The sequence below is a fragment of the Aquitalea sp. ASV15 genome (assembly GCF_016429115.1).
In the GTDB taxonomy this organism is placed as follows: domain Bacteria; phylum Pseudomonadota; class Gammaproteobacteria; order Burkholderiales; family Chromobacteriaceae; genus Aquitalea; species Aquitalea magnusonii.
In genome coordinates this window covers 1-24,759 of sequence record NZ_JAELTZ010000009.1, presented here as the reverse complement: position 1 = coordinate 24,759, position 24,759 = coordinate 1, and the positions used below count along the sequence as shown (strand labels likewise).

The window sequence follows — 24,759 nt, the reverse complement described above, 5'->3', positions numbered from 1 at the left end:
CTTGTGCCGCTGTCGCTGCACACATGCAAGGAGTCAGATCATGACCACCGCTCTGGCACTGCTATTGGGCTATGCTTTTTTCTACCCGCTGTTCATGGCCTATTTGTGGATGGTGGGCGCAGTGCATTACTACTTTCATTACGAACGCAAAGACCCGCCGCTGGATCAGCCGCCAGCGCTGGATTATCCGCCCATCAGCGTGGTGGTGCCCTGTTACAACGAAGAAGACAATGTGCGCGAAACCCTGCACTACGCGCTGTCGTTGGACTATCCGGATTACGAGGTGATTGCCGTCAACGATGGCAGCAAGGACGCCACCGCCGCCATCCTGAATGAGCTGGCCGCCGTGCAGCCGCGGCTGCGTGTGCTGCACCAGGCCAGCAACCAGGGCAAGGCGGTGGGGCTGAACACGGCGCTGACCATGGCGCGTCACGAATACCTGCTGTGCATCGATGGCGATGCGCTGCTCGATCCCTATTCGGCCAAATGGCTGATGCGTCACTTTCAGGGTTCGCCCCGGGTGGGGGCGGTGACCGGTAATCCGCGCATCCGCAACCGCACCACCTTGCTGGGCCGGCTGCAGGTGGGCGAGTTCACCGCCATCATCGGGCTGATCAAGCGCGCCCAGCGCACTTATGGCCGGCTGTTTACCGTGTCCGGGGTGATTACCGCCTTTCGCAAGACGGCGGTGGTGCAGGCCGGCTACTGGAGCGACGACATGCTGACCGAGGACATCGACATCAGCTGGAAAATCCAGCTGCAGCACTGGGATGTACGCTTCGAGCCGCGTGCGCTGGTGTGGATCCTGATGCCGGAAACCCTGCGCGGGCTGTGGAAGCAGCGCCTGCGCTGGGCCAAGGGCGGTACCCAGGCGCTGATGCGCAATGCCTGGATTGTCGGCCACTGGAAGCACCGCCGCATGTGGCCGGTGTATGCCGAGTATTTCCTCAGCGTGGTGTGGTCGTACGTGATGGCCTTCATCATCGGCAGCTGGCTGCTCAGCCTGTTGTTGCCCGGCCTGCTGCCGGCGATGGAATCGCCATTTGTGCCGGGCTGGCATGGTGTGGTGCTGGGGGTGACCTGCATGCTGCAGTTTGCCACCAGCAAGCTGATGGACAGCCAGTATGACGTCGATCTGGGCAAGAACTATTTCTGGATGATCTGGTATCCGCTGGCCTACTGGCTGCTGAATATCGGCACCACCGTGGTGGCCTTTCCGCAAGGCGTACTGCGGCGTAAGGGCAAGCGTGCGCGCTGGGTCAGCCCGGACCGGGGTGTGCGCGCATGAAAAAGCTGGCCGATGTGCTGATCATTCGCGCCGCGCACAATATGAGCTGGCTGCAGCGGCTGCTGTCGCGACTGCTCACCGTGTTGTGGTGGCTGTTGTGGGTGTATCTGTGGCTGCCGGCCCTGGCCTTTTTTTGCCTGCTGATCTGGGGCGAGCAGCTGTTGCCGGTGACGGTGCGCATCGACCAGCTGCCCGGCCATCTGCTAGCGCTGGGGCGCTATGCCTTGCTGGTCTGCCTGTTTGGTGGCGGGCTGGTGCTGTGGTCGCGCATCAACTACTGGCGCTTTTCCGGCGAGGAGCAGCGCGGCGCCATCGCCAATGTCACGCTACTGGATATGGCGGCTGACCTGGGGCTGGAACCCGCGCTGCTGCAGGCCGGCCAGGCCGGCAAGGTGGTGGTGGTGCATCACAATCCGGAAGGCGGGATTCACCACCTGGACATCCTGCAGCCCTTGCCGGCCGGCACGGCGACACCGCCAGAACCTGTCCTGACCATGTCGGCGAGCCTGCCCTTGTCAGTCGCCCAGCCCGGCAAGCGCTGAGTCGCCCATGCCCGAGGCCAGCTCGCCCACCCGCACCAGCGCCCGCTCGTAGGCTTCGTTCCACGGGTAGCAGCAGGACAGGCGCAGGCAATTGCGATAACGGCCGCGTGCCGAATACATCACCCCCGGTACCACGGTAATGCGTTCGGCCAAGGCCGCATGAAACAGCTCCAGCGTGTCCACGCCGGCGGGTAGCTCCACCCACAGCAGGCAGCCGCCAGAGGGCAGGGTGGCGCGGGTGCCCTGTGGAAAACGGCTGGCCACCGTGCCGCGCAGTCGCTCCATCTGGCTCATGAAATGGCGGCGGATCAGCCGCAGGTGGTGGTCGTAGCCACCGCTTTCCAGATACTCGGCCAGAGTTTCTTCCAGCAGCCGTGGCTGGCCCAGCGAGCTGGCGCACTTCAGCTGCAATACCTCGCGGGCAAAGCGGCCGGCGGCAATCCAGCCAATGCGAAAGCCCGGCGCCAGCGTCTTGCTATAGCTGGAGCACAACAGCACCCAGCCATCGCGGTCGAAGGCTTTTACCGCGTCCGGCGTCTGCACGCCATAGTGCAGGTCGGCATGCGGCGCGTCCTCGATCAAGGGCACGCGGTAGTCGTTGACCAGCTGCGCCAGCCGGCGCTTGGCTTCCGGCGGCATGGTGCTGCCCAGCGGATTGTGCACGGTGGGCATGGCCACAATGGCTTGCAGCCGTTTTTCCGACAACAGCAGTTCCAGTGCATCCAGCGACAGGCCGCTATTGGGGTGGGTGGGGATTTCGATCACCGACAGGCCCAGGCTTTTCAGCAGCGGCAGCAAATAAAAATAAGTGGGCGATTCCAGCCCCACCGTGTCACCCGGCTTGCACACCGCGCGCAAGGCCAGTTGCAGCGCTTCGGAGCAGCCATTGGTGATGACGATGTCGTCCATGGCCAGCACACAGCCCCAGCTGACCGCACGCTGGGCAATCTGCCGCCGCAGGCGTTCGGAGCCGGGCGGGAAGGGGTAGTCGGTGGTCAGCTCCGGCTGCTGGCGCAATAGCCGCCCCATGATGTGCTTGAAGCGGGTGGTGGGGTAGAAGTCGCTGCCGCGTGGGCTGGCCAGCGACAGGTCGATGAAGTCGGCCGCAGTCTGCACCCGCATCACCGTTTCGATATGGTCCACCACTTCGCCGGTAGGCGCGGCTTCGCTCTGGCGGCGCATGCGTGGCAGCGGCAGGCTGGCGGCAGCCTTCACATAGAAGCCGGATTGCGGCCTGGCTTCGATAAAACCACGGTCTTCCAGCGTGCGGTAAGTCAGCAGGATGGTGGAGGGGCTGACCTTGTGCATGGCGCAGGCCTTGCGCACCGAGGGCAGGCGCTCGCCGGCGCGCACCACACCGTTCTGGATCAGGGTGATCCACTCGTTGACCAGCTGTTGATACAGCGGCTCCTGGCTCATGGTCGGTCTCCGCTAGGCAGATGAATGGCTGTCAGACGGCCCGCCCGGCACAATTCTGCCCGGAACAGACCATAACAGTTTTAGATGCTGCGAACTGTTACGGTCTCAATTGTATTTTTCTGAATCTGTTATTGTCCAGTGACTTTACGTAGCATGACAGCATCAAAAACATGGAGCGGTGACAGGGTTTGCCTGTCGGGCCACAAGCCGGAATACGGCAGCCCTGCGCACCGCCAGCCCTGCCCTGGAGTGGTCATGAATCTTGTTGCCCTGGTTACTTATCTGCTGGTGATGTCCATCACCCCCGGCCCAAACAATCTGGTGCTGGCCTCGTCCGGCGTCAATTACGGCTTTGGCCGCACCCTGCCGGCCATGCTGGGCATGGCGCTGGGGCTGGCGCTGCAGGTGGGGGTGTTGACGGTCTTCCTGGGTAATCTGGTGGCGCTGATCAGCAGCGTGCAGCTGTATCTGGCGCTGGCCGGTTGCAGCTATCTGCTGTGGCTGTCCTGGGGCATGGCCCGCGCCGGCGCGGCGGGCGAGCAGGCCGATGCCGGCCAGCCCATGGGTTTTGCCGGTGGCCTGTTGTTTAACTGGCTTAACCCCAAGGTGTGGCTGATGGGCTTCAATATTGCCGTGGTGTTCCTGCCGCAGCACATGCCGCCGCTGACTGCCAGCCTGCTGTTTGCTGCCATTACCCTGGTGGTCGGCCTGCCCTGCATTGCGCTGTGGGCGGGCAGTGGCGTGGCCATCCGCCGCTGGCTGGCTTCGCCGCGCCGGCTGCGTGCCTTCAATTGCGGCATGGCCGCCATGCTGGCCGGCACGGCCTTCTGGCTGCTGGCGCAGATGCTGCCGGCCGATGTGCTGCCAGCCGTGGGCGGGCTGATTTGAGCCAGCAGAATCCTGCTGGAGGATGAGGCTTGCCCGGCCCGCATTTGCGGGCTGTTTTGTTGGCGGCGTACAATAGCGCCTTTCTTCATCCGGCTGGACCTCATTCCATCATGATCCGTACCCGCTTTGCCCCCAGCCCCACCGGCTATCTGCATATTGGTGGCGTGCGTACCGCACTCTTTTCCTGGGCTTATGCCCGCAAGAACAACGGCGTTTTCGTGCTGCGCATCGAGGACACCGACCTTGAACGCTCCACGCCGGAGTCGGTCAAGGCCATCATGGACGGCATGCACTGGGTTGGCCTGGATTATGACGAAGGCCCCTTCTACCAGACCCAGCGTTTCGACCGCTACAAGGAAGTGATCCAGCAGCTGCTGGAGTCCGGCCATGCCTATCGCTGCTACTGCAGCAAGGAAGAGCTGGAAGCCATGCGCGCCGAGCAGGAAGCCAAGGGTGAAAAGCCGCGTTACGACCGCCGCTGGCGTCCGGAAGAGGGCAAGACCCTGCCGGCCATTCCGGCTGATGTGGAGCCGGTAATCCGCTTCCGCACCCCGCTGGATGGCACTGTGGCTTGGGACGACGCGGTCAAGGGCCGTATCGAATTCTCCAATACCGAGCTGGACGACCTGATCATCGCCCGCCCGGATGGCAGTCCGACCTATAACTTCTGCGTGGTGGTGGACGACTGGGACATGCAGATCACCCATGTGATCCGCGGTGACGACCACGTCAACAACACCCCGCGCCAGATCAACATCCTCAAGGCGCTGAACGCGCCGCTGCCGGTGTATGGCCATCTGCCGATGATCCTGAATGAGGACGGCCAGAAGATGTCCAAGCGTCGCGACGCCGTCAGCGTGGTGGACTACGCCGACAAGGGCATCCTGCCCGAAGCGCTGCTCAACTACCTGGCCCGTCTGGGCTGGGGCCATGGCGATGATGAATTCTTCGACATGAAGCAGTTTGTCGAATGGTTCAGCCTGGAAGCGGTCAGCGCCTCGGCCAGCCGTTTCAATCAGGAAAAATTCCTGTGGCTGAATGCCCAGCACATCAAGGCGGCCGATAACAGCCGCCTGGCAGCGCTGATTGCCCCGCGTCTGGCTGCCGCCGGTGTGGATACCAGCACCGGCCCGGCCATCGAGGAGGTGATTGCGCTGGTGAAAGAGCGCATCCAGGACCTGAACGCGCTGGCTGTGGAAGTGGATTACTTCTACAAGAAGCGTGAAGCCGCTGCTGCCGATGTGGAAAAGCACCTGGCTGGCGACGCCGTGGCTCGCATGGGCCGCTTTGCCGACAAGCTGGCAGCGCTGGACAGCTGGACGGCAGAAAGCATTCACGAACTGTTCAAGCCGTTCTGCGCTGAAGAAGGCATCAAGATGGGCCAGCTAGGCATGCCGCTGCGCGTGCTGGTATGTGGCACCACCCAGACCCCGTCGGTAGATGCGGTGCTGGCGCTGATCGGCAAGGAAGAAGTGCTGCGCCGTCTGCGCACCTGAGCGGTCTTGGCCGTGTAAGTCAAAAAGCCATCCCAAGGGATGGCTTTTTGCATGCTGACGCGGACCAGGGTTTGGGCGGTCGCAACCGCTGCTGCTTGTCTCTAATGACGAGGCTCGATTTGTAGCATTTCATTACCCCCTCGCTGGAATTCATACGATACGCGTTTTATGGTGACGCAGAAACCGCGTGCGCTAAATTGTTCAGTCACATAATCAAGATGTGGGGAAGGCTTGCCATCAAGGGTAAGTAAAGGAAATACACGTACCTCACGCGCCACTCGCAGCACCTCTTCCAGTGCTTGAAAATGAAATACCGCTGACAATTGCTGACTATATAAAAAGAGAAAATGAGATGATAAGGCAAGGTCAAACTGTGCTTTGGTAAAGGGGAGAGCTGGTAGTGCCCCTGAAACGTATCTGCCTTGGTGCTTCCCATGTTCAAAGTCGTTCAAGAAATTATTCATCGCAGACATGCGGGTATGCCCAAGATTTTCAATGGATGATATTGCATTCCATACATAGTCAGACTGGTTATTGTTCATCTGATTCATTACTATATGATAGGTTTTTGTTATTCTTTCTCTGATCTGCTCCGTATTAAATTCATATATGGGATCCAAAGAAACAACATTTCCGTTGTTCGCAGTTAGCTTTGCATTGAATTCAGCAGGGCCATCGCCGCAGCCTAAAATACGTAGCTGCAGATCATCATCGGAAAGATTGAACATGTCGACGTACTCTTGGTAAGATCGACCCCAAGGCACGATTTTTTCGAGCGTAAATCCTGTCATGCATAAAACCTTTTATTTAAAGTAAGGCAGCTTGCTGTTGAGTTGTGCTGCCTGTCTGAGTCGATAATGCCTGCCGGAGCTATCAATTAAATTGCTATGCGATTATTTTAAAATATCAATTATTTTGTATTATAGCAATGAGATTATTGTTGGTGCGTAATTTGGGTGGTTATTTAATGTTGAGTGTCTTGTGTGGTTTGATTGCGTTTTAAGATAATACATTGCGTTGTATCGTTTTTTAGCGTGTTTGGTGGTGGCTTATTTCTAATTGGGGTCATGAATATTTAAAGGATTTATTAATTGCGAGGTGTTTTCTTAAATTGCGTCTGGTGATACTCCCAATAAACATGTAACGGTGCTGCTGGTAATTGGTACTAGCAAGCAAACATATATGCATACGGCCTGTGTGCGGCACCACCCAGACCCCGTCGGTGGATGCCGTGCTGGCGCTGATCGGCAAGGAAGAAGTGCTGCGCCGCCTGCGCGCCTGAGCGGTTTTCGGCTGTGCAAGTCAAAAAGCCACCCTGCGGGGTGGCTTTTTGCATGCTGGCGTCGGCCTAGTTCTGGCTGACCAGGCGTGGCTGGCGCACAAAGCGGTATAGCAGCACCAGCAGCAACAGGAAGGGCAGGCCGAAGGCCAGCGTCAGGCGGAAGACATCGGTGAAGGCGGTGGTGAGCAGGATGGCCAGCATCAGCCCCAGTCCCATCAGGGTGGAAACCGGAAAGCCGGGCAGGCGGAAAGCCAGCGGCTGGCTGCCATGGCGCTGGTGATGGCGGCGGAAATGCCAGTGGGTGAGGAAGATCATCATCCAGGTAAACAGCGCGCCAAACATCGACAGCGACATCATCAGCGTGAAGGCCTGCTCGGGAAACAGCACAAACAGCAGGGTGGCCAGCGCAATACCGCTGGTGGACAGCAGCAGCGCGTTGAGCGGAATGCCGTGGGGGTTCAGCTTGCCCAGGCTGGCCGGGGCATCACCGGCGCGCGACAGGCTGAACATCATGCGGGTGGTGATGTAGAGCTGGCTGTTCATGGCGGACAGCGCGGCGATGATGACGACAAAGTTGAGAATGCCCGCGGCGTAGGGAATGCCCAGCACCTGCATCACGGTGACAAAGGGGCTGCTGCCCTTGTCCAGTCCGTCCCAGGGGACGATGGTCAGGATCAGGGTCAGCGACAAGAGATAAAACACCAGCAGGCGCACAATGGTGGCGCGAAAGGCGTGGCGCACCGCCTGCTCCGGGTGTTCCGCCTCACCGGCGGCCACGGCAATCATTTCCACGCTCAGATAGCTGAAGATGGAAATCACCACCGCCACCCACATGCCCCACCAGCCGTGCGGGAAAAAGCCGCCATGGCCGGTGAAGTGCCGGGTGCCATAAGCCGGATTACCGCTGCCCCACACCATATAACTCCCCAGCAGGATGAAGCCGACGATGGCAAAGATCTTGATGGCGGAAAACCAGTATTCCACGGTGCCAAAGGCTTTGACGCTCATGGCATTGACGCCGATCAGCACGCCGGAAAACAGCAGGATCCAGATCCACGACGGCGTGTCGGGAAACCAGTACTGCATGTATTCGGCCACTGCCGTGACTTCGGTGCCCACTGCCATGACGATGCAGGTCCAGTAGCTGTAGCGCACCAGAAAGCCGGCCAGCGGGCTGATGTAATGTTCGGCAAAAGCGCCAAACGAGCCGGATGTGGCATGGGCGATGGTCATCTCTGCCAGGCAGCCCATCAGCAGCAGGGTGATCAGCCCGCCGATGGCGTAGCTGAGCAAGACACTGGGGCCGGCAAAGCCGATGGCAAACTTGCTGCCGAGGAACAGGCCGGTGCCAATGGCACCGCCGATGGCGATCATGCTCATCTGCCGGCCGCTCAGCCGGCGTTGCAGGCCGCTTTCGCGTTGCTGGATCTGTTTGAAGCTCATGTCTTCTCCTTATCTTCCTTGGTGGGACGGCGCATTTCTCTTGGACGTGGGGCGTCCTGGACGCGCTCGGCTCCCGTGATGGTGTGTGGCTGGGTGAAGGCCGCCCACCGGGCGGCGGGCGGGAATGGGCTCAGGTCACCGCGTGACGCTGCTTGAAGCGCGGCTGGTCCCAGCTGGCGCTGTCCAGGATGTCGCGCAGGATGTCCACGGCATCCCAGATATCGGCATGGCTCAGATAGAGCGGGGTGATGCCAAAGCGCAGCACCTCTGGCTCGCGGTAGTCACCGATCACGCCGCGGTCGATCAGCGCCTGCATCACCGCATAGCCCTCGGGGTGGCGGTAGCTGACATGACTGCCGCGCTGTGCATGCGCGCGCGGGGTGATCAGCGTCAGCGGATGCTGGCTGCAGCGCTGTTCCACCAGCTGGATGAACAGGTCGGTCAGCGCCAGCGACTTTTGCCGCAGTGCCGCCATGCTGGTTTGCAGGGTGGCGTCCAGTCCGCACTCCACCAGCGACATCGACAGGATGGGCTGGGTGCCGCACAGAAAACGGCGGATGCCCTGGGCCGGCTGGTAATCCACCGCCATGTCAAACGGGCGCGAGTGGCCCCACCAGCCGGACAGGGGCTGCCAGAAGGCATCCTGATGGCGCGGGGCCACCCAGATGAAGGCCGGTGAGCCGGGGCCGCCATTGAGGTATTTGTAGGTGCAACCCACGGCAAAGTCGGCGGCACTGCCATTCAGGTCCACTGGCACGGCACCGGCGGCGTGGGCCAGGTCCCAGATGGTGAGTGCACCATGCTGATGCGCCAGGGCGGTGACGGCGGCCATGTCATGCATGGCACCGGTGCGGTAATTGACGTGCGACAGCAGCAGCACCGCCACATCGTCACCCAGTGCCTGTTGCAGCGACAGCGTGTCGTCGATCAGCCGCATTTCATAGCCCTGCTGCAGCAGGTCCATCATGCCCTGGATCATGTACAGGTCGGTGGGGAAGTTGTCGCGCTCAGAGACAATCACCTTGCGCTGCGGTGCACTGGCTTGCTGGATGCGGATGGCGGCCGCCAGCGCCTTGAAAATGTTCAGTGAAGTGGTATCGGTGATCACCACTTCGTCGCTGCCGGCTCCGATCAATCCGGCCAGCTTGTTGCCCAGCCGGCGCGGCAGCTCGAACCAGCCGGCAGTGTTCCAGCTGCGGATCAGGCCCTCGCCCCATTCCTGGCGCAATACCTGCAGGCTGCGCGCCTCGGCGCTGGTGGGCAGTACGCCCAGTGAATTGCCATCCAGATAGATCACGTTTTCCGGCAGGGCAAATTGCTGGCGCAGGGCGGCCAGTTGATCCTGGCGGTCGGCGGCCAGGCAGTCTTCACGGGTGAGCATCAGTCTCTCCTTGCGGTGGTGGTGCTGGTTGTCGGGGAAGGGATGGTGCGCAGCACGGCGCGTACCGGGCTGGCATCCAGATTGATCAGTTTCAGTGGCAGGGCAATCAGCTCGTAGTCGCCTGCTGCTATCTCGTCCAGGTAGAGGTTTTCCAGAATGGCCATGCCGTGGCGGGCGACTGCGTGATGGGCGGCCAGCGTCTTGCTGTCTGCCGCATCCAGCGAGGCGCTGTCCACCCCGATCAGCCGCACACCCTGCTGGCCCAGCCAGTCAATCAGTGCCGGGTCCAGCGCGCAGAATGCCGGGTCCCATTGTTGGGGAAACTGCCGGTAACTGCGGATCAGCAGCCGTGGTGGCAGCGGGGCCGGCTGGTCTGCCAGCGCCTGCTGCAGTCTGGCCAGGCTCAGTAGTGGCGCTGCATCCAGGCAGTGCACCACGCGGCAGGGGCCAAGATAGGCATCCAGCCCGACCAGGCCGATGGCTAGGCCGTCCGCCTGATAATGCAGCGGGGCATCGGCATGGGCGCCGCTGTGGGGGGACAGGGTCAGCCGGGCCACATTGACCGGGCAGTGTGCATCCAGCTGCCAGGCCGGGCTTTCCTGTAGCGCGGTATCTCCCGGCCACACCGGCATGCCGGCATGCAATGGCGGGCTGATGTCATACAGCATGCTGCTCTCCATGGATTGGGCAATTCATGTTAGCACCGTGATTGTTTTGAAAAATTGCAAGTTCAACTTGTGAATTGGTAATATTTCGCAGAATATTCGACAGGAATGATTGAGTAAGAAAGGAAGTTGCAAATGCAGCTGGATGCCATTGATATGCGGATTCTTTCCGCGCTGCAGCACAACGGCCGGCTCAGCAATCAGGACCTGGCCGACCAGGTGGCGCTGTCACCCTCGGCTTGTCTGCGCCGGGTACGCACGCTGGAGGAGGGAGGGCTGATTCGTGGCTACCACGCCGAACTGGATGCGGTGGCGCTGGGCTTCGAGCTGGAGGCCATCGTGCAGGTGTCGCTGGATCGCAGCCGCGATGACTGGCATGGCGAGTTCTTGCTGCAGATGCAGGCCTTCGAGGAGGTGACCGCGGCCCATGTGGTGGCCGGGCCCTGCAATTACATCCTGCATGTGCGCTGTCGCAGCCTGCCGGCGTTTTCCGATTTCATCGTCGACAAGCTGAACAAGGTGCCTGGCATGCGCGATATCTGTTCCTTCATCGTGCTGAAAACCGTGAAGGACACCCGTGACCGTCTGCCGCTGGCCGGGGGCTGAGGCGGGAGCGTCACGGTAACAAAAGCCTTGTATGCTTGAGTGGAGGCCACTACGGCCCGCTGGTCCGCCCGACTTACCTTGGCTGCGAGCAAAAACTCTAAAAAAATGGATTTTGTGCAAAGGGATGGGGGATAATGCCGCCCAGCCAAACTGAGGTTCATCAAAATGAAGTGTGTTGACGATTTCCGCCTGCGTCTGGGCAAGCAAGAGCTGGTTCCCATCATGGTCGGCGGCATGGGTGTGGATATCTCCACCGTGGCCCTGTCGCTGGAAGCGGCCCGTCTGGGCGGCATCGGTCATATTTCCGATGCCATGGTGCCGACGGTCACTGACCGCCGCTTCAATACCAAGTTCGTCAAGGACAAGCTCAAGCAGTACAAATTCAATGTGGAAAATGCCGACAAGTCCGTGGTGAAGTTTGACCTGGACATCCTGGCTGAAGCCACCAAAATGCACGTTGGCTCCGCCATGGAAGCCAAAAAGGGCGATGGGCTGATTTTCATCAACTGCATGGAAAAGCTCACCATGAATGCGCCCAAGGAAACCTTGCGCGTACGCATGCAAACCGCCATGGATGCCGGCATCGACGGCATCACCCTGGCCGCCGGCCTGCATCTGGGTTCGTTTGCGCTGATCGAGGACCACCCGCGTTTTCGTGATGTAAAGCTGGGCATCATTGTTTCGTCCTTGCGCGCCTTGCAGCTGTTCCTGAAAAAGTCCGCCCGTACCGGCCGCCTGCCGGACTACGTGGTGGTGGAAGGCCCGCTGGCTGGCGGTCACCTGGGTTTCGGCATGGACTGGGCGCAGTATGATCTGGCCACCATCGTGGCCGAGATCCACGCCTGGATGCAGGCCGAACAGCTGGATATTCCGCTGATTCCGGCTGGCGGCATCTTTACCGGCAGCGATGCCGTGGGCTTCCTGGAAAACGGTGCCAGTGCCGTGCAGGTGGCCACCCGCTTTACCGTTACCCGCGAATGCGGCCTGCCGGAAAAAGTGCAGCAGGAATACTTCAAGGCAACGGAAGACGATATCGAAGTCAACCAGCTGTCGCCCACCGGCTACCCGATGCGCATGATCAAGTCCTGCCCGGCCATTGGCGACGGCATTCGTCCCAATTGCGAGGCTTACGGCTATCTGCTGGATGCCAATGGCAGCTGTGCCTACATCCAGGCCTATAACCGCGAAGTGGCGGCCCATCCGGGCGAACGCCGCATCAAGGTGATGGACAAGACCTGTCTGTGCACCCACATGCGCAATTTCGATTGCTGGACCTGCGGTCAGTACACCTATCGTCTGAAAGACACCACCCGCCGCAACGAGGATGGCAGCTACCAGATCCTCAGCGCCGAACATGTGTTCAAGGACTACCAGTTCAGCAAGGATGGCAAGGTCGCCCTGCCGGATTGATGTCGCACACCAACCCGGTCTGGCTGGACCGGTCGTGGAACATGGCGGAACGCTGCGGCGTTTCGCCATTTTTCTTGTTGAAGCGGCACTGGCAGTAGTATTGTCGGAGCCTGTCTTGTCACTGTTTGAGGACTGCCATGCCGGACCGTTTTGATCCCGCCACCACCGCCCTGATCCTGATCGACCTGCAGCAGGGCATTCTCGGTTTTGCCAAACAACCCTATGACACCGAGCAGGTACTGGAGCGCTCGGCGGCACTGGCGCGGGCGTTTCGTGCCGCCGCGGCACCGGTGGTGCTGGTGCGGGTGGGCTGGTCGGCCGATGGCGGCGATGCGCTGAAGCTGCCGACCGACCTGCAGCCGCCATCCACCCCGGTGCCGGACAACTGGCTGCAGCAGCCGGCCGAACTGGAGGTGGCGGCCACGGACATCCAGATCATCAAGCGGCAGTGGAATGCCTTTTACGGCACCGAGCTGGATTTGCAGCTGCGCCGGCGCGGCGTGCAGACCGTAGTGCTGGCCGGGATCTCCACCCATATCGGGGTGGATTCGACGGCACGCGCCGCCTGGGAGCGTGGCTATGCCGTGGTGCTGGCGGAAGATGCCATGAGCTGCCCGCTGCTGGAGTGCCACCAGTTTTCCGTACAGCATATCTTCCCGCGATTGGGGCGGGTGCGCAGCAGTGCCGAGGTGCTGCAGGCGCTGGCTGTATAGCCGCATGGCGCGTGAAGATTGCCGCATAGACCCGCAGCAGGTCGAGCTGACTGCTATCCGCGCCCAGGGGGCGGGTGGCCAGAACGTCAACAAGGTGTCGTCGGCCATTCACCTGCGTTTCGATGTCATGGCTTCCAGCCTGCCCGAGCGCGTCAAGTTGCGGCTGTTGGCGCTGGGCGATGCCCGCCTGAGCAAGGAGGGCATCATCATCATCAAGGCGCAGCAGCACCGCACACAGGAGCTGAACCGGGCTGATGCGCTGGCGCGCTTGCAGGCCATGGTGGATGCGGCGGCGCATGTGCCCAAGGCCAGGCATGCGACCAAGCCGACTTATGGCTCACGCCAGCGACGGCTGGAGGGAAAGTCCCGGCGCAGCGGCATCAAGGCCCTGCGTGGCAAGATCGCCGATTGAGGTGCCGCAGCAGCGGGCTGCTCAGGCGCGCCGGCTATGCTGGCAGCTGGGGAGGATGTGCTTGCCCAGTTCATCGGCCGGTACTGGCCGGCACAGCAGAAAGCCCTGCAGCTCGATGTCCGGGTGCTGGGCGCACAGGTAGTCCAGGTCCTGGGTGTTGTCGATACCCTCTGCCACCATGCGCAGGCCCAGTTCGCGGGCGATGTTGGCCATGCCGGAAATGATGCTCTGGCTACGCGCGTCGCGGTGGATGTCCTTGATCAGGATGCGGTCGAACTTCAGCTCGGTCAGCGGCAGGTTCTTGATGTGTTCCAGCGTGGTATGGCCGGTGCCAAAATCATCCAGCGACAATTCGAAACCACGCATGCGCAGCCGCAGCAGGGTGGCCAGGGTGTGGCCGAAATTGGTGAAGGCCATGGTTTCGGTGATTTCCAGCACGATGCGGTCGAAAGCCAGCCCGCGCGATGTCACCTGCTCGACCAGCCAGTCGAGAAACTCGCGGTCATCCAGCAGCCGGCGTGACAGATTGATCGACAGCCGCAGCTGCTGCATGTTGGGCTCGCGGATCAGCATGTCCAGGCTGGTTTGCACGATGCGGTTGGTCAGCAGCGAGATAAAGCCTTCGTGTTCCAGCATGCCGATGAACTGGTTGGGCCCCAGTATGCCTTGCTGCGGGTGACGCCAGCGTGCCAGCGCCTCGATCTGCACCGCACGGCCCTGGCGCAGATCGTAAATCGGCTGGTAAAAGGCGCAAAACTGGTTGTGGGCCAGCCCGGTGATGATGTCGATCAGCGGCAGGCTGCTCTTGCTGTCGCCGATGTCCTGCTGCACATCCAGCAGGCGGGTGATTTCGGTCAGGAACAGATCATCATCGATGGGCTTGGCCAGGTGGCCGATGCCGGTAAAACCCAGCTCCTGGGCGGCACGCACGCTGTTGGACAGCAGTTCCGGCGAGTGGCCGCTGATCAGCAGTAGTGAGGGAATGTGCGGCTGGCGCGACAGCTGTTCCACCAGTTCGATGCCATCCATGCCCGGCATGTTCAGATCGGTGATGACCAGGTCCAGTTTGGGAATCTTGCGACTGAGCTGAAAAGCCCAGCTGCCGTCGGCAGCCTCGTGCACCACGGTATTGGGTATTTGCAGGCAGAGCGCCTTGAGCAGGCTGCGCTGACTGCTACTGTCTTCAGCAAGCAGGATTTGTCTTGGAATCTGGATGGTCATGGCTGACGCACTGTTCAGAAGTGTATGTCTCAATCTAAGCAGGTGTCATGCATTCTTGCCAGTGGAAAAATCGATAAATCAGTTATTTGTAAATCATTGTTATGGATTTAACCGGATTTTACGGTAAATGAATAGCGATTGATTGCTGCGGTGCGCAAAGGGAGGGAGCAGGCGGCTGAAGGCCGGGACAAGGGTCCGGCGGCCGGGCAGCCGTCAAGCGGTCACCTGCCGCAAAGCGATGGACCGGGTGGTCATCACTTCCGGGGCAGTGTGCTGCAATATGTTGCCGGGCCGAACGGCCGGCGGGCAAGGCAGTAACTGACTACGCGACCCACAGGTGGGCTGAGTGGCCGCGAGGGGGCTCAGCTAATCAACGACGCTTGAAGTGGTGCGGTGCGCCGCCGCCAACCGGAGCGGTCGGATGACGGAAGTTGATGCGACCCTTGGTCAGGTCGTAGGGAGACATTTCCACGGTCACGCGGTCGCCAACCAGTACGCGAATACGGTGCATCTTCATCTTGCCCGAGCCATAGGCCAGGATTTCCACATTGTTGTCCAGACGCACGCGGAAGCGCGATTCCGGCAGCATTTCAATGACAACGCCTTGCAGCTCGATCATGTCTTCTTTGGACATTAACGATTCCTTTCAGTGTAACGGGTGGGCCAATAGCCCATGCGGCAGTCCCTCACGGAGCGCCGCACGATCTGTGATAACAGATTGCTTCTATCGATAACCAAGCAGGTAAGACAGGTAGCACACAGTAAAAATGTGCCGTTACCAAGGCAAGGCAGACGGATTGAACCCCGTGCTGGGGAACGGTCCGGAAGGAGGCAGGGCGCATTATACGGCTAAATGGCTGATTTGTCAGTAGAAATGTAGTCGTAATTGCCTTGCCCCCTTGTCGTGCTGTTGCAATGGCTAAAAACACTTATGCATCCGCAGCTTAGCGCAGCTGCCGCCTGTTGCAAGACACGCAGTCCGGCAGGCGCTTGCTGCTGAATTGCCCGGTCGGCAGGGGATGCCGGCAGGTAGGGCGGTGCTGCCTGTCAGGTGGGTGGTGGCCAGCGGCTGCCTCGGCCAGGCCGGTCTGGAGCGGGGGGGCTGCTCAGGGGCGTTGCGGCCGCATGACAGCGGCTGATTGTTTGACTTTTGTCATCAAAAGAAAATTCACCATTCATATTCTTACAATTCAATACAAAAATAGGCTGGATTATTCTGTTCTCTGCTGACATCCTGTACGGTTTCGATCATTACCCTTTGCTGATATTTTGCATCAGCAAAGGGGAGCACCAGTTGGAAACTCTGCAGTAGGACAGACTATGGAAAATAATCGAGAGGGCGAAGGACTACGGCGCAGCCTGCAGGCGCGCCACCTGTCCATGATCGCCATTGGCGGCTCCATCGGCACCGGCCTGTTTCTGGCCTCCGGGGCCACGGTAGCCACTTCCGGCCCCGGTGGTGCCTTGCTGTCGTATGCCCTGATCGGGCTGATGGTGTACTTCCTGATGACCAGCCTGGGCGAGATGGCGGCCTTCATGCCGGTGTCCGGTTCTTTCCAGGTGTATGGCTCGCGCTTCGTTGACCATTCCTTTGGTTTCGCCCAGGGCTGGAACTACTGGTATAACTGGGCGGTGACCATTGCCGTGGAACTGGCCGCCGCATCCATCGTGATGCATTACTGGTTTCCCCACGTACCCGGCGTGGTGTGGAGCGCGTTGTTCCTGGCCATCATCTTTGCCCTCAACTACTTCTCGGTAAAGGGCTTTGGCGAGGCGGAATTCTGGTGCTCCATGCTCAAGGTGATCACCATCATCGCCTTCATCATCATCGGCTTCATGATGATCTGGGGCATCATGTTCCATCCGGACAACAGCCGTTATGCACCGGGGCTGAAGGTATTCATGCATGGCGACGGCCCCTTTGTCGGCGGCATGGCAGCCTTTGTCAGCGTGTCGATGATTGTCGGTTTTTCCTTCCAGGGCACCGAGCTGATCGGCGTGGCCGCTGGCGAGTCCAGTCATCCGGCCAAGACCATTCCGCGCGCGGTGAAGCAGATTTTCTGGCGCATCCTGATGTTCTACATGCTGTCCATCCTGATCATCGGCTGCATCCTGCCGTATAACGACCCGATGCTGCTGAAGAACGATGTGCAGGACGTGGGGGCCAGCCCCTTCACCCTGGTGTTCAGTCGCGCGGGTCTGGCCTTGTCGGCCAGCCTGATGAATGCCGTCATCCTGTCGGCCATCCTGTCGGCCGGCAATTCCGGCATGTATGCCTCCACCCGCATGCTGTATGTGATGGCGAAGAACAAGATGGCACCGGCCTGGTTCGGCCAGCTGTCGGGCAGCGGCGTGCCGCGCAATGCGCTGTATGCCACCACGGTGATTGCCGGCCTGTGTTTCCTGACCTCGCTGTTTGAAAGCAATGCCGTCTACCTGTGGCTGCTGAATTCTTCCGGCATGACCGGTTTCATCGCCTGGCTGGGCATTGCCATCTGCCATTACCGCTTCCGCCGTGCCTATGTGAAGCAGGGCTATGATCTGGGTGACCTGCCCTACAAGGCGCGCTGGTTCCCGCTGGGGCCGCTGTTTGCCTTTGCCTTGTGCATGCTGATCATGCTGGGGCAGAACTATGCTGCCTTCACCAGTGCCAAGGTGGACTGGAACGGTATTGTCGCCACCTATATCGGCATTCCGCTGTTCCTGTTGCTGTGGCTGGGCTACAAATGGAAGCACGGCAGCAAGCTGATTGCGCTGGACAAGATCGCACTGGCCGAGGCGCACGCCCAGCTCAAGCGCGACGAGCGGGCTGATGGCCGGCTGGCGCAGCAAACCACCAGCTGATCACTGACCTTGCCAGCCCTGCAACGGCCCGGCCTGACCGGGCCGTTGTCGTGTGTGCCGCCGGGGCTGTCAGGCAATGCTGTGCCTGCCGCGCCGGCACGCTACAATCGGCGCAGCGCCGCCACAGGCAGACCCCGTCACCGCACTGAGGGTGCATACCCGGAGAACAATAATATGGCCTTGATGTCACTTTTTTTCAGCAAGTATCTGTTTGTGCTGGCAGCCCTGCTGCCCATCATCAATCCCCCCGGACTGGTGCCCATCTTTATTTCCATGACGGCGCGCAACAGCAAGCAGCAGCGCGCTTTCCTGGCGCGGCGCATTGCCATGTACTGCTTTCTGCTATTGCTGGGCAGCATGTATGTGGGCAGTTTCGTGCTGGAATTTTTCGGCGTGTCGCTGCCAGTGGTGCAGTTGTCCGGCGGCCTGCTGATTTCGCTGGCGGCCTGGCGCATGCTGAATGACAACCCGGCCGAGAGTACCCAGCCTTCCAGCGAACCGGTACGGCAGGAAAACCGCGACGAGCTCAAGCAGCGGGCTTTTTATCCGCTGACCTTTCCCTTGACGGTGGGGCCGGGGTCGATTTCGGTGTCGATCACCGTGGGCGCATCGCTGACCGTGACCGGCAAACCGATGATCAAGTACATGCTGGTGCCGATGGCCAGCCTGGCCGCTGTGTTGTCGCTGTCGGTGCTGGTGTATATGTGCTACCGCCATGCCGACAAGCTGCTGGGCTATCTGGGGCAGACCGGCTCGGTGGTGTTTCTGCGGCTGTCGGCCTTCATCCTGATGTGTCTGGGTGTGCAGATCATGTGGGAAGGGGTGGAGCAGCTGTTTGTCGAGCTGATCCAGAACAACGCCGACCTACTGCATCGCTAGGCCAATGCGTTGTGCCACGGCTTGCTGCAGTTGCGGATAGAAGGCAAGAAAATCCGCTTCCAGTGCGCTGTACTGCTGCAGCAGGTCGTCAATGCCGGTGGCAACCGGATTGTCACGCCGGATGCGGTGGCGGGAAAAGCCGCGCAGCACGGCGGCGATACCTTCGGTTTCTGCATAAGACCCTAGCCAGTCCTCGGCCTGCATGCGTGGCAGCATGTCCAGCAGGCGCGGTGGCAACCACTGGCGGTGTTGCTGCAATTCGGCGTAGCTGCGGCGGGTGAAGTCAGCCAGCGGCAGGCTGGCGAAGGTGTCCCAGTGCCGCGCCAGGAAATGGTCGTAAAAAATATCCACCAGAATGCCGGCATAACGCCGCCGTTCTGCGGCAATGCGTGTCTTGCTTTGCAATACCAGCGGATGACTGTCGGTATAGCTGTCGATCTGCCGGTGTAGCGCCATGCCTTGCTGCAGGCTTGGCGGCAGGTGGCCGGCATGGGCCGGCTTGATGAAGTCCCCCAGCAGATTGCCGACACGGGCGCTGGCATCGTCCGGGGCCAGCTGCAGGTGGGCCAGGTAATTCATCCGGCCGACAGCCGGTTCAGCCTCACCACGATCACCCGCACCGCCGCACTGCTGCGCAGGGTCAGGCCAATGGCCAATTGTTGCAGCAGCGCATCCTGTGCTTGCAGGCGACAGCAGCGTCCATCTTCGCGGCTGATTTCCAGCTCCGCTCCCGCCGCCAGCAGTACCAGCAGGACTTCATCGTCGCTTTGCAGCTGGCGCTCGCCGTTCAGGGTGAAGTCTTCCACTTGTTGCAGATAGCGGCCACGCCGGGTCATGACATTGAAGTCGATGACCGGGCCTTCGCTCAGCCGGCTGCTGATGCTTTCCTCGCCGGCAAAGGCCAGCGGCAGGCTGAAGGCATCCAGCCGCACTTCGCTGCCGTCTTCGCGTTGCAACAGCAAGGCCGCGCCCTGCAGCAGCAAAAGCTGACGGTCGATGCCGGGGAAGCGGGAGAAGTCGCCGTCACTGGCCACGCTGGCGATGCTGATGCGGTAATCGAAGTTGTCCAGCGTGGCGTCCGGCGGCGAAATCAGTACCTGGCGGGTAATGCCGCCGCCGTTTTTCCAGGGGGTGGCCGGGTAGTGGCGGGCGTGCAGAATCTGCATGGCAAGCTCGGGCTAGGGAAAAAACCGATTATCCTCCGATGCCCGGTGCTGTGCATCTTCACTTTGGTTCGGCGCCGCCAAGTCCTTGTTATGGTGCGGATTTGTAGTGCCGGCACTACAAATTGGGGCGCTTGATCTGCCGCAATATGCCATTCCGCTGTCGTGCCAAGATGAAGACATAGCTTGAACCCACCACGAGGAGATCATCATGGCCATCAGTGCATTCTTCATTCCTTCCGTCAATCTGATGGGAGCCGGCTGTCTGCAGCAGGCCGTCGACAGCATGCAGGCGCAGGGTTTCAAACGCGCGCTGATCGTGACCGACGCCGGTCTGGTCAAAACCGGTCTGGCGCAGAAGGTCAGCACGCTGCTGGCAAACGCGGATATCCAGTCCGTGGTATTTGACGGCGTGCATCCCAATCCCACCTGCGCCAATGTCAATGCCGGCCTCGCCTTGCTGCAGGAAAAACAGTGTGATGTGGTGATTTCTCTGGGGGGTGGCTCGCCACACGACTGCGCCAAGGGCATTGCGCTGGTGGCGGTGAATGGCGGCAAGATCCAGGACTACGAAGGCGTGGACAAGTCGGCCAAGCCGCAGCTGCCGCTGGTGGCCATCAATACCACGGCCGGCACCGCCAGTGAAATGACGCGCTTTTGCATCATCACCGACGAGGCGCGCCACATCAAGATGGCCATCGTCGACAAGCACACCACGCCCATCCTGTCGGTAAACGACCCGGAAACCATGGCCGGCATGCCGCCGTCGCTGACCGCCGCTACCGGCATGGATGCGCTCACCCATGCCATCGAGGCTTATGTGTCGACCATTGCCACGCCGATTACCGATGCCTGCGCGCTCAAGGCCATCAGCCTGATCGTGGCCTACCTGCCGCGCGCCGTGGAAAACGGCCAGGACATGGAAGCCCGCGAGCAGATGGCCTATGCCCAGTTCCTGGCCGGCATGGCTTTCAACAATGCTTCGCTGGGTTATGTACACGCCATGGCGCACCAGCTGGGTGGCTTCTACGACCTGCCGCACGGCGTGTGCAATGCGGTGCTGCTGCCGCATGTACAGGTATTCAACAGCAAGGTGGCTGCTGCGCGGCTGGCTGATGTCGGGGTGGCATTGGGGGTGAAAGCCAGTGCGGAAGAGGCCATTCAGGCTATCCGCACCCTGGCGGCCACGGTGGGTATTCCGGCCGGCCTGACCCAGCTGGGCGTGAAAGAGCAAGATATCCCGGTACTGGCCACCAATGCCCTGAAAGACGCATGTGGCTTTACCAATCCGCTGCAGGCCAGTCACGAAGAGATCTGCGCCATTTACCGCGCAGCCATGTAAGCAGGGGGTAGTCTGCTGTAGTGAACAGGGCCGGCCATGCCGGCCCTGTTGCATGCATCATGGCGCGGGATGATGGCCAAAACCGGCCGCCTGGGCCGCGCTGCGAATGGCATCCAGCACCAGTCTGGCCTTGCGCGGGATGCGCCGGCTGGCAAATACCGCGTGCATCTGCGCATCTTCGCCGCGGCTGGAGACGATGCGATAGTCCGGGCACAAGCGCAGCAGCTGGCCGCTGGCCACCAGTGGTTCGGCCAGCCAGTCGCCCATGCGGGCCACGCCCCATCCTGCCAGCGCTGTCTGCAGTACCGCATTGCCGGAGCTCACCCGGTGGCTGGCATTCAGGTTGAGGCTGACCTGATGGCTGTCCGAGACAAAATTCCAGGCTTTCAGTATGCGTGGCGCAGCATGAATCAGGATGGCGTGTTCGCTGAGTTGTTCCGGCTGGGTGGGCAGGCCGCGGCGTGCGACGTAGTCGGGGCTGGCGTACAGGCGGCGTTGATACGGCCACAGTGGAAAGCCGATCAGTTCGCTGGAGGTGGGGTAGGCGCCGCGAATGCTGAAATCCAGCTTTTCGCGGATGGGCTCCAGAATGGTGTCGCTATACAGAATGTCAAAGCGCAGCTGCGGATTGTGCTCGGCCAGCCCTTGCAGGACGGCGGGCAGAAAATGGCTGGCCATCACCTCGGGCGCGGAAAAGCGCAGCCAGCCGCGCGGTGTGCTGCCGAGTGCGGCCAGGTCGTCTTCCACTTCCTCCTGCAATTGCAGAATGTGCCGGGCCGTATCGTAATAGGCTTCGCCGGCCATGGTCAGGCTGACCTGCTTTTGCGAGCGGGCCAGCAGGCTGCTGCCCAGGCTTTCCTCCAGTGCCTGCACCGCACGGGTGGCGGTGCTGGGCGAGGTGCCCAGCTGGCGTGCCGCCGAGACAAAGCTCTTGCGTTCCACCACGGCGCAGAATACCTGCAGCTCCCATAACAGCTTCATTGAATTGGCCTTGATTGCAGAAACTGCAATACGGTATTGCAAGCATGCAGCCAGGGCAAGCCCTACAATGGCGGCATTATCAGGAGGCAGTCATGTTGTTGACCTTGGGATTTCTGTGTTTCTTTTCTTTCATGGCCGGTTTGATCGATGCGGCCGTCGGCGGCGGCGGGCTGATCCAGACGCCGGCGCTGTTCAATTTCCTGCCGCAGTACTCGGCAGCCACGCTGTTTGGCACCAACAAGATGTCCTCGGCCGTGGGCACCTTATCGGCCACCCGCTCTTATCTGCAGCGCGTGCGCCTGCCGTGGAAGCTGGTGATTCCGGCGGCCATCACTGCCTTTATCATGTCCTTTGCCGGCGCGGCCACGGTGAATGCCATTCCCAAGTCGGTGATTCGCCCGCTGGTGCTGGTGCTGCTGGTGTTGATGGCCATGTACACCTTGTGGAAGAAGGACTTCGGCAAGCTGCACAAGCCGGTGACGATAGGCCGCCGCGAAATGGCAGTCGGCATGGCCATCGGCGGGGCCATCGGCTTTTATGATGGCTTGTTCGGTCCCGGTACCGGCAGCTTCCTGATCTTCCTGTTCATCCGCTTTTTTGCCTTCGACTTCCTGCATGCCTCGGCGGCGGCCAAGGTGGTCAACCTCACCACCAATGTGGCGGCGCTGGCCTTTTTCATTCCCACCGGCAATGTGCTGTTCCAGTACGCCATTCCCATGGCGGGCTTCAATGTGCTGGGCGCGATGACCGGTTCCTGGGTGGCCATGAAGAAGGGCGCTGGCTTTGTCCGTATCCTGTTCCTGCTGCTGACCACCGTGCTGATCGGCAAGCTGGCCTGGGACATGCTGCAACCCTGGCTGCATGGCTGAGCCAGGCAGTCAGCATGAAAAAAGACCACGCATGGCGGCGTGGTCTTTTTTTGTGGGCGGGAAGGCTTAGTGGTGATTGTCCCACCCATGGTGATGGCCATGGTGGTGGCGATGATGGTGGCGTCCTTCATCACGCGCCGGTGCTGCCGGTCGGTCTTCGTGCTGATTCTTGGTGGTGATGGCCACGCCAGTGGCCCCACCTACCGCACTGCCGATGATGGCGCCATTGCGGCCACCTACCGCATTACCGACTGCTGCGCCTGCTGCACCGCCTACTGCACCACCAAGAATCGCATCCGTTGTCGAACTGGCCTGGGCTGTGCCAGCCGCCAGGGTGATGGCAATCATCGAAATCCACTTGTTCATTTGCATGATTTGCTGCTTTCACTGAGTAAGTGACGGCAGTCTAGGCAGGGCAGGGCAAAACGGACAAGCCGTGAAATGTTAGCAAGTATTGAAAAGCGTTTGCCTGCTAATGATCATGGAATTGTCTGGTGCATAATTGCGGCTAATTTATTGTTTTTAATGTATTTTGTATTCCGCATTCAAATGATGGTTTTATAACAATCTGTTACAGAGTCGGGCCGGGTAAATGCACGGACCCTGCAACAGCCATTGTCATGCAGCCAGGCGACAGCGCGTTGGCCGCGGCATCACTGGCCGGAGCAACCGCAAGCACCGCCGCCACCGCCGCAGCCGCCCGCGCTGGCAGGCGCGGCTGCCGGCTGCTGGCCCAGGCTGATCTGGAATTCGATCACGATCATCTCCGGCACGCGGTCAACATAGCGATAGCTGATCTGCTGGCCATAGCGCTGGCCAATCTGCTCCAGCAGGGGCAGCGGATCGTGATCATTGACGAAACGCATGGTCTCGCCATCGTGCAGGCTTTCCAGCGCCGCGAAAATGGCAGCATGGCGAAAGCGTTTGGCGATGCCACGGGCATCGAACAGATAGCTGGTATTCAGCTGGGGGGACAAGATGCTCATGAAACTCTCCTGCGGCAGAATGGACAAGCCCGGATTCTGCCGCAGCCGTGTGCGCCTCCTCCTTGAGGCAGGATAAGAAAATCCGCGGCGCAAACCCTGCAAGCAGCCGCTGCTGATTTAAGATGCAAGCATTGTCCAGAGGAGAAGCGGCATGCATCCTGCACGCTGCCCGCCAGCCAGCGCAGCGGTTGATCTGCTGCAGCTGCCTAATGTCGGGCCGGCCATGGCGGCAGATTTTCACCTGCTCGGGTATCACAGCCCGCAATCGTTGCGCCAGGCCGATCCCTATATGCTTTACCAGGCCCTGTGCCAGCAAACCGGTGTCCGGCATGACCCTTGCGTGCTGGATGTGTTTATCGCGGTCGCCCATTACCTGCAGCAGGACGAAGCCCTGCCGTGGTGGCATTTCACCGCGCAGCGCAAGGCCGCGCTTGCAGCCCGGGCTGTTGGCAGCGCATGGCCGCTTGTACAATAGCCCGTCATGATCAACACTCCCGCCCCCCTGGCAGACGCAGCACTACTGGCCTGCCACGAATGCGACCTGCTGCAGACCGCCCCCGCCACGGCCGGGCAAGCCGTCTGCTGCTGCCGCTGCGGCTGCCAGCTGCGGCCCCGCCCCGGCTATCCCCCCGCCACCTCCCTGCCACTGGTGCTGGCCGGACTGCTGGTCTTTATCCTGGCCAATGTCTTTCCCGTGGTCGGCCTGGAGGCCGGTGGCGTGCGCACCGCCACCACCTTGCTCGGCACCGCCTGGCAGCTGGCCCAGCAGCAGATGCAGCCGGTGGCGCTGCTCATCCTGCTCACCGGCGTGCTGTTGCCCGGCCTGGAGCTGCTCTGCCTGCTCTATCTGTTGCTGCCGCTGTCGCTGGGCCATGCGCCACCCGGCTTTGCCATGGTGATGCGCCTGGTGCGCAGCCTGCATCCCTGGG

26 protein-coding genes and 1 pseudogene are annotated in these 24,759 nt (G+C 60.8%); 15 read left to right on the top strand and 12 right to left on the bottom strand.

Annotated features, from left to right (window positions below):
* Positions 1-40: 40 nt before the first annotated feature.
* The gene (gene pgaC, locus JHD64_RS05705; RefSeq protein ID WP_059286416.1) at positions 41-1,288 is read left to right on the top strand and encodes a poly-beta-1,6-N-acetyl-D-glucosamine synthase; all 1,248 of its coding nucleotides are present in this window, start codon (positions 41-43) and stop codon (positions 1,286-1,288) included.
* The gene (gene pgaD / locus JHD64_RS05700) at positions 1,285-1,830 is read left to right on the top strand and encodes a poly-beta-1,6-N-acetyl-D-glucosamine biosynthesis protein PgaD (protein ID WP_199052557.1); all 546 of its coding nucleotides are present in this window, start codon (positions 1,285-1,287) and stop codon (positions 1,828-1,830) included. Before pgaC ends, pgaD begins: the two co-directional genes overlap by 4 nt.
* Here pgaD and JHD64_RS05695 read toward each other — a convergent pair.
* On the bottom strand, positions 1,804-3,249 hold the full coding sequence (locus JHD64_RS05695) for a PLP-dependent aminotransferase family protein (protein ID WP_110313783.1): 1,446 nt from the start codon (positions 3,247-3,249) through the stop codon (positions 1,804-1,806). The two genes, pgaD and JHD64_RS05695, sit on opposite strands and share 27 nt — an antisense overlap.
* 255 nt (positions 3,250-3,504) lie before the next feature.
* Between JHD64_RS05695 and JHD64_RS05690 the strand changes: the two genes are divergently transcribed.
* Both JHD64_RS05690 and gltX read left to right on the top strand, forming a co-directional pair.
* Positions 3,505-4,137 carry a LysE family translocator gene (locus JHD64_RS05690; protein ID WP_199052556.1) on the top strand — a complete coding sequence of 211 codons (633 nt, stop codon included), beginning with the start codon at positions 3,505-3,507 and terminating at the stop codon, positions 4,135-4,137.
* Between the two features lie 107 nt (positions 4,138-4,244).
* Entirely contained in the window at positions 4,245-5,633 is a 1,389-nt protein-coding gene (gene gltX, locus JHD64_RS05685; protein WP_370540936.1) for a glutamate--tRNA ligase, read from the top strand.
* A gap of 101 nt (positions 5,634-5,734) precedes the next feature.
* Here gltX and JHD64_RS05680 read toward each other — a convergent pair whose 3' ends face one another.
* Complete coding sequence (locus JHD64_RS05680; RefSeq protein WP_199052554.1) at positions 5,735-6,361, bottom strand: hypothetical protein; 627 nt, start codon at positions 6,359-6,361, stop codon at positions 5,735-5,737.
* 467 nt (positions 6,362-6,828) lie between these two features.
* On the opposite strand from JHD64_RS05680, the pseudogene JHD64_RS22195 reads away from it, so the two are divergent.
* Positions 6,829-6,915: pseudogene (locus tag JHD64_RS22195) on the top strand (hypothetical protein); the annotation flags it as partial.
* Positions 6,916-6,981: 66 nt separating this feature from the next.
* Here the strand turns inward: JHD64_RS22195 and JHD64_RS05675 are convergent.
* The 3 genes from JHD64_RS05675 to kynB all read right to left on the bottom strand — a co-directional run bounded on the left by JHD64_RS05675 (position 6,982) and on the right by kynB (position 10,407).
* The gene (locus JHD64_RS05675; protein WP_059287532.1) at positions 6,982-8,358 is read right to left on the bottom strand and encodes an amino acid permease; all 1,377 of its coding nucleotides are present in this window, start codon (positions 8,356-8,358) and stop codon (positions 6,982-6,984) included.
* Between the two features lie 130 nt (positions 8,359-8,488).
* Positions 8,489-9,739 (bottom strand): kynureninase, encoded by a 1,251-nt coding sequence (gene kynU, locus JHD64_RS05670; RefSeq protein WP_103525036.1) that lies wholly within the window; start codon positions 9,737-9,739, stop codon positions 8,489-8,491.
* Complete coding sequence (gene kynB / locus JHD64_RS05665; RefSeq protein ID WP_304506282.1) at positions 9,739-10,407, bottom strand: arylformamidase; 669 nt, start codon at positions 10,405-10,407, stop codon at positions 9,739-9,741. The genes kynU and kynB overlap by 1 nt, the downstream gene beginning before the upstream one ends.
* Before the next feature lie 132 nt (positions 10,408-10,539).
* On the opposite strand from kynB, the gene JHD64_RS05660 reads away from it, so the two are divergent.
* The 4 genes from JHD64_RS05660 to arfB all read left to right on the top strand — a co-directional run bounded on the left by JHD64_RS05660 (position 10,540) and on the right by arfB (position 13,545).
* Positions 10,540-11,010 carry an Lrp/AsnC family transcriptional regulator gene (locus JHD64_RS05660; RefSeq protein ID WP_059287363.1) on the top strand — a complete coding sequence of 157 codons (471 nt, stop codon included), beginning with the start codon at positions 10,540-10,542 and terminating at the stop codon, positions 11,008-11,010.
* A gap of 165 nt (positions 11,011-11,175) precedes the next feature.
* Positions 11,176-12,420, top strand: coding sequence for a nitronate monooxygenase (locus tag JHD64_RS05655; protein WP_059287364.1), 1,245 nt, complete (start codon positions 11,176-11,178; stop codon positions 12,418-12,420).
* 137 nt (positions 12,421-12,557) lie between these two features.
* A complete protein-coding gene (locus JHD64_RS05650; protein ID WP_110313785.1) occupies positions 12,558-13,133 on the top strand; it encodes a hydrolase in 576 nt (191 codons plus the stop codon).
* Between the two features lie 4 nt (positions 13,134-13,137).
* Positions 13,138-13,545, top strand: a complete 408-nt coding sequence (gene arfB / locus JHD64_RS05645) for an alternative ribosome rescue aminoacyl-tRNA hydrolase ArfB (RefSeq protein WP_059286934.1) — start codon at positions 13,138-13,140, stop codon at positions 13,543-13,545.
* Positions 13,546-13,566: 21 nt separating this feature from the next.
* On the opposite strand, the gene JHD64_RS05640 is transcribed toward arfB, so the two are convergent.
* Both JHD64_RS05640 and infA read right to left on the bottom strand, forming a co-directional pair.
* A complete protein-coding gene (locus JHD64_RS05640) occupies positions 13,567-14,766 on the bottom strand; it encodes an EAL domain-containing protein (RefSeq protein ID WP_059286935.1) in 1,200 nt (399 codons plus the stop codon).
* A 370-nt stretch (positions 14,767-15,136) separates the two neighbouring features.
* On the bottom strand, positions 15,137-15,400 hold the full coding sequence (infA, locus tag JHD64_RS05635) for a translation initiation factor IF-1 (RefSeq protein ID WP_059286936.1): 264 nt from the start codon (positions 15,398-15,400) through the stop codon (positions 15,137-15,139).
* Between the two features lie 686 nt (positions 15,401-16,086).
* On the opposite strand from infA, the gene JHD64_RS05630 reads away from it, so the two are divergent.
* Both JHD64_RS05630 and JHD64_RS05625 read left to right on the top strand, forming a co-directional pair.
* Positions 16,087-17,610, top strand: coding sequence for an amino acid permease (locus JHD64_RS05630; RefSeq protein ID WP_199052552.1), 1,524 nt, complete (start codon positions 16,087-16,089; stop codon positions 17,608-17,610).
* 183 nt (positions 17,611-17,793) lie between these two features.
* Complete coding sequence (locus JHD64_RS05625) at positions 17,794-18,489, top strand: MarC family protein (RefSeq protein ID WP_233170353.1); 696 nt, start codon at positions 17,794-17,796, stop codon at positions 18,487-18,489.
* Here JHD64_RS05625 and JHD64_RS05620 read toward each other — a convergent pair.
* Both JHD64_RS05620 and JHD64_RS05615 read right to left on the bottom strand, forming a co-directional pair.
* A complete protein-coding gene (locus JHD64_RS05620) occupies positions 18,475-19,068 on the bottom strand; it encodes an ACP phosphodiesterase (RefSeq protein WP_199052551.1) in 594 nt (197 codons plus the stop codon). The genes JHD64_RS05625 and JHD64_RS05620 overlap by 15 nt on opposite strands.
* Positions 19,065-19,655 carry a HutD family protein gene (locus tag JHD64_RS05615; RefSeq protein ID WP_199052550.1) on the bottom strand — a complete coding sequence of 197 codons (591 nt, stop codon included), beginning with the start codon at positions 19,653-19,655 and terminating at the stop codon, positions 19,065-19,067. The genes JHD64_RS05620 and JHD64_RS05615 overlap by 4 nt, the downstream gene beginning before the upstream one ends.
* Positions 19,656-19,863: 208 nt before the next feature.
* Here JHD64_RS05615 and yiaY point away from each other — a divergent pair, with 208 nt between their 5' ends.
* Positions 19,864-20,994: an L-threonine dehydrogenase gene (gene yiaY / locus JHD64_RS05610; protein ID WP_110313787.1), complete on the top strand. Its 1,131-nt coding sequence runs from the start codon at positions 19,864-19,866 to the stop codon at positions 20,992-20,994.
* Positions 20,995-21,051: 57 nt separating this feature from the next.
* Here the strand turns inward: yiaY and JHD64_RS05605 are convergent, their stop codons facing one another.
* Positions 21,052-21,975 (bottom strand): LysR family transcriptional regulator, encoded by a 924-nt coding sequence (locus JHD64_RS05605; protein WP_199052549.1) that lies wholly within the window; start codon positions 21,973-21,975, stop codon positions 21,052-21,054.
* 92 nt (positions 21,976-22,067) lie between these two features.
* On the opposite strand from JHD64_RS05605, the gene JHD64_RS05600 reads away from it, so the two are divergent.
* Positions 22,068-22,844: a TSUP family transporter gene (locus JHD64_RS05600; RefSeq protein ID WP_199052548.1), complete on the top strand. Its 777-nt coding sequence runs from the start codon at positions 22,068-22,070 to the stop codon at positions 22,842-22,844.
* A gap of 66 nt (positions 22,845-22,910) precedes the next feature.
* Here the strand turns inward: JHD64_RS05600 and JHD64_RS05595 are convergent, their stop codons facing one another.
* Positions 22,911-23,210, bottom strand: coding sequence for a glycine zipper domain-containing protein (locus tag JHD64_RS05595; RefSeq protein WP_199052547.1), 300 nt, complete (start codon positions 23,208-23,210; stop codon positions 22,911-22,913).
* Positions 23,211-23,497: 287 nt separating this feature from the next.
* Positions 23,498-23,830, bottom strand: a complete 333-nt coding sequence (locus JHD64_RS05590; RefSeq protein ID WP_199052546.1) for a DUF2249 domain-containing protein — start codon at positions 23,828-23,830, stop codon at positions 23,498-23,500.
* Positions 23,831-23,981: 151 nt separating this feature from the next.
* Here JHD64_RS05590 and JHD64_RS05585 point away from each other — a divergent pair, with 151 nt between their 5' ends.
* Together JHD64_RS05585 and JHD64_RS05580 are read left to right on the top strand one after the other, a co-directional pair.
* The gene (locus JHD64_RS05585) at positions 23,982-24,305 is read left to right on the top strand and encodes a helix-hairpin-helix domain-containing protein (RefSeq protein ID WP_110313790.1); all 324 of its coding nucleotides are present in this window, start codon (positions 23,982-23,984) and stop codon (positions 24,303-24,305) included.
* 6 nt (positions 24,306-24,311) lie between these two features.
* The coding region (locus JHD64_RS05580) for a paraquat-inducible protein A (RefSeq protein WP_199052545.1) at positions 24,312-24,759 on the top strand (448 nt) is incomplete at its 3' end.

What these genes read in the sequence shown, in the direction of transcription:
- JHD64_RS05655 (WP_059287364.1), top strand. Translation starts at nt 11,176, where the DNA reads ATGAAGTGTGTTGACGATTTCCGCCTGCGTCTGGGCAAGCAAGAGCTG.
- JHD64_RS05650 (WP_110313785.1), top strand. Translation starts at nt 12,558, where the DNA reads ATGCCGGACCGTTTTGATCCCGCCACCACCGCCCTGATCCTGATCGAC.
- JHD64_RS05590 (WP_199052546.1), bottom strand. Translation starts at nt 23,830, where the DNA reads ATGAGCATCTTGTCCCCCCAGCTGAATACCAGCTATCTGTTCGATGCC.
- infA (WP_059286936.1), bottom strand. Translation starts at nt 15,400, where the DNA reads ATGTCCAAAGAAGACATGATCGAGCTGCAAGGCGTTGTCATTGAAATG.
- JHD64_RS05600 (WP_199052548.1), top strand. Translation starts at nt 22,068, where the DNA reads ATGTTGTTGACCTTGGGATTTCTGTGTTTCTTTTCTTTCATGGCCGGT.
- JHD64_RS05605 (WP_199052549.1), bottom strand. Translation starts at nt 21,975, where the DNA reads ATGAAGCTGTTATGGGAGCTGCAGGTATTCTGCGCCGTGGTGGAACGC.
- JHD64_RS05690 (WP_199052556.1), top strand. Translation starts at nt 3,505, where the DNA reads ATGAATCTTGTTGCCCTGGTTACTTATCTGCTGGTGATGTCCATCACC.
- pgaC (WP_059286416.1), top strand. Translation starts at nt 41, where the DNA reads ATGACCACCGCTCTGGCACTGCTATTGGGCTATGCTTTTTTCTACCCG.
- pgaD (WP_199052557.1), top strand. Translation starts at nt 1,285, where the DNA reads ATGAAAAAGCTGGCCGATGTGCTGATCATTCGCGCCGCGCACAATATG.
- kynU (WP_103525036.1), bottom strand. Translation starts at nt 9,739, where the DNA reads ATGCTCACCCGTGAAGACTGCCTGGCCGCCGACCGCCAGGATCAACTG.
- JHD64_RS05630 (WP_199052552.1), top strand. Translation starts at nt 16,087, where the DNA reads ATGGAAAATAATCGAGAGGGCGAAGGACTACGGCGCAGCCTGCAGGCG.
- JHD64_RS05640 (WP_059286935.1), bottom strand. Translation starts at nt 14,766, where the DNA reads ATGACCATCCAGATTCCAAGACAAATCCTGCTTGCTGAAGACAGTAGC.
- JHD64_RS05695 (WP_110313783.1), bottom strand. Translation starts at nt 3,249, where the DNA reads ATGAGCCAGGAGCCGCTGTATCAACAGCTGGTCAACGAGTGGATCACC.
- JHD64_RS05595 (WP_199052547.1), bottom strand. Translation starts at nt 23,210, where the DNA reads ATGAACAAGTGGATTTCGATGATTGCCATCACCCTGGCGGCTGGCACA.
- JHD64_RS05675 (WP_059287532.1), bottom strand. Translation starts at nt 8,358, where the DNA reads ATGAGCTTCAAACAGATCCAGCAACGCGAAAGCGGCCTGCAACGCCGG.
- yiaY (WP_110313787.1), top strand. Translation starts at nt 19,864, where the DNA reads ATGGCCATCAGTGCATTCTTCATTCCTTCCGTCAATCTGATGGGAGCC.
- JHD64_RS05585 (WP_110313790.1), top strand. Translation starts at nt 23,982, where the DNA reads ATGCATCCTGCACGCTGCCCGCCAGCCAGCGCAGCGGTTGATCTGCTG.
- arfB (WP_059286934.1), top strand. Translation starts at nt 13,138, where the DNA reads ATGGCGCGTGAAGATTGCCGCATAGACCCGCAGCAGGTCGAGCTGACT.
- JHD64_RS05660 (WP_059287363.1), top strand. Translation starts at nt 10,540, where the DNA reads ATGCAGCTGGATGCCATTGATATGCGGATTCTTTCCGCGCTGCAGCAC.
- JHD64_RS05625 (WP_233170353.1), top strand. Translation starts at nt 17,794, where the DNA reads ATGTCACTTTTTTTCAGCAAGTATCTGTTTGTGCTGGCAGCCCTGCTG.
- JHD64_RS05615 (WP_199052550.1), bottom strand. Translation starts at nt 19,655, where the DNA reads ATGCAGATTCTGCACGCCCGCCACTACCCGGCCACCCCCTGGAAAAAC.
- kynB (WP_304506282.1), bottom strand. Translation starts at nt 10,407, where the DNA reads ATGCTGTATGACATCAGCCCGCCATTGCATGCCGGCATGCCGGTGTGG.
- JHD64_RS05680 (WP_199052554.1), bottom strand. Translation starts at nt 6,361, where the DNA reads ATGTTCAATCTTTCCGATGATGATCTGCAGCTACGTATTTTAGGCTGC.
- JHD64_RS05620 (WP_199052551.1), bottom strand. Translation starts at nt 19,068, where the DNA reads ATGAATTACCTGGCCCACCTGCAGCTGGCCCCGGACGATGCCAGCGCC.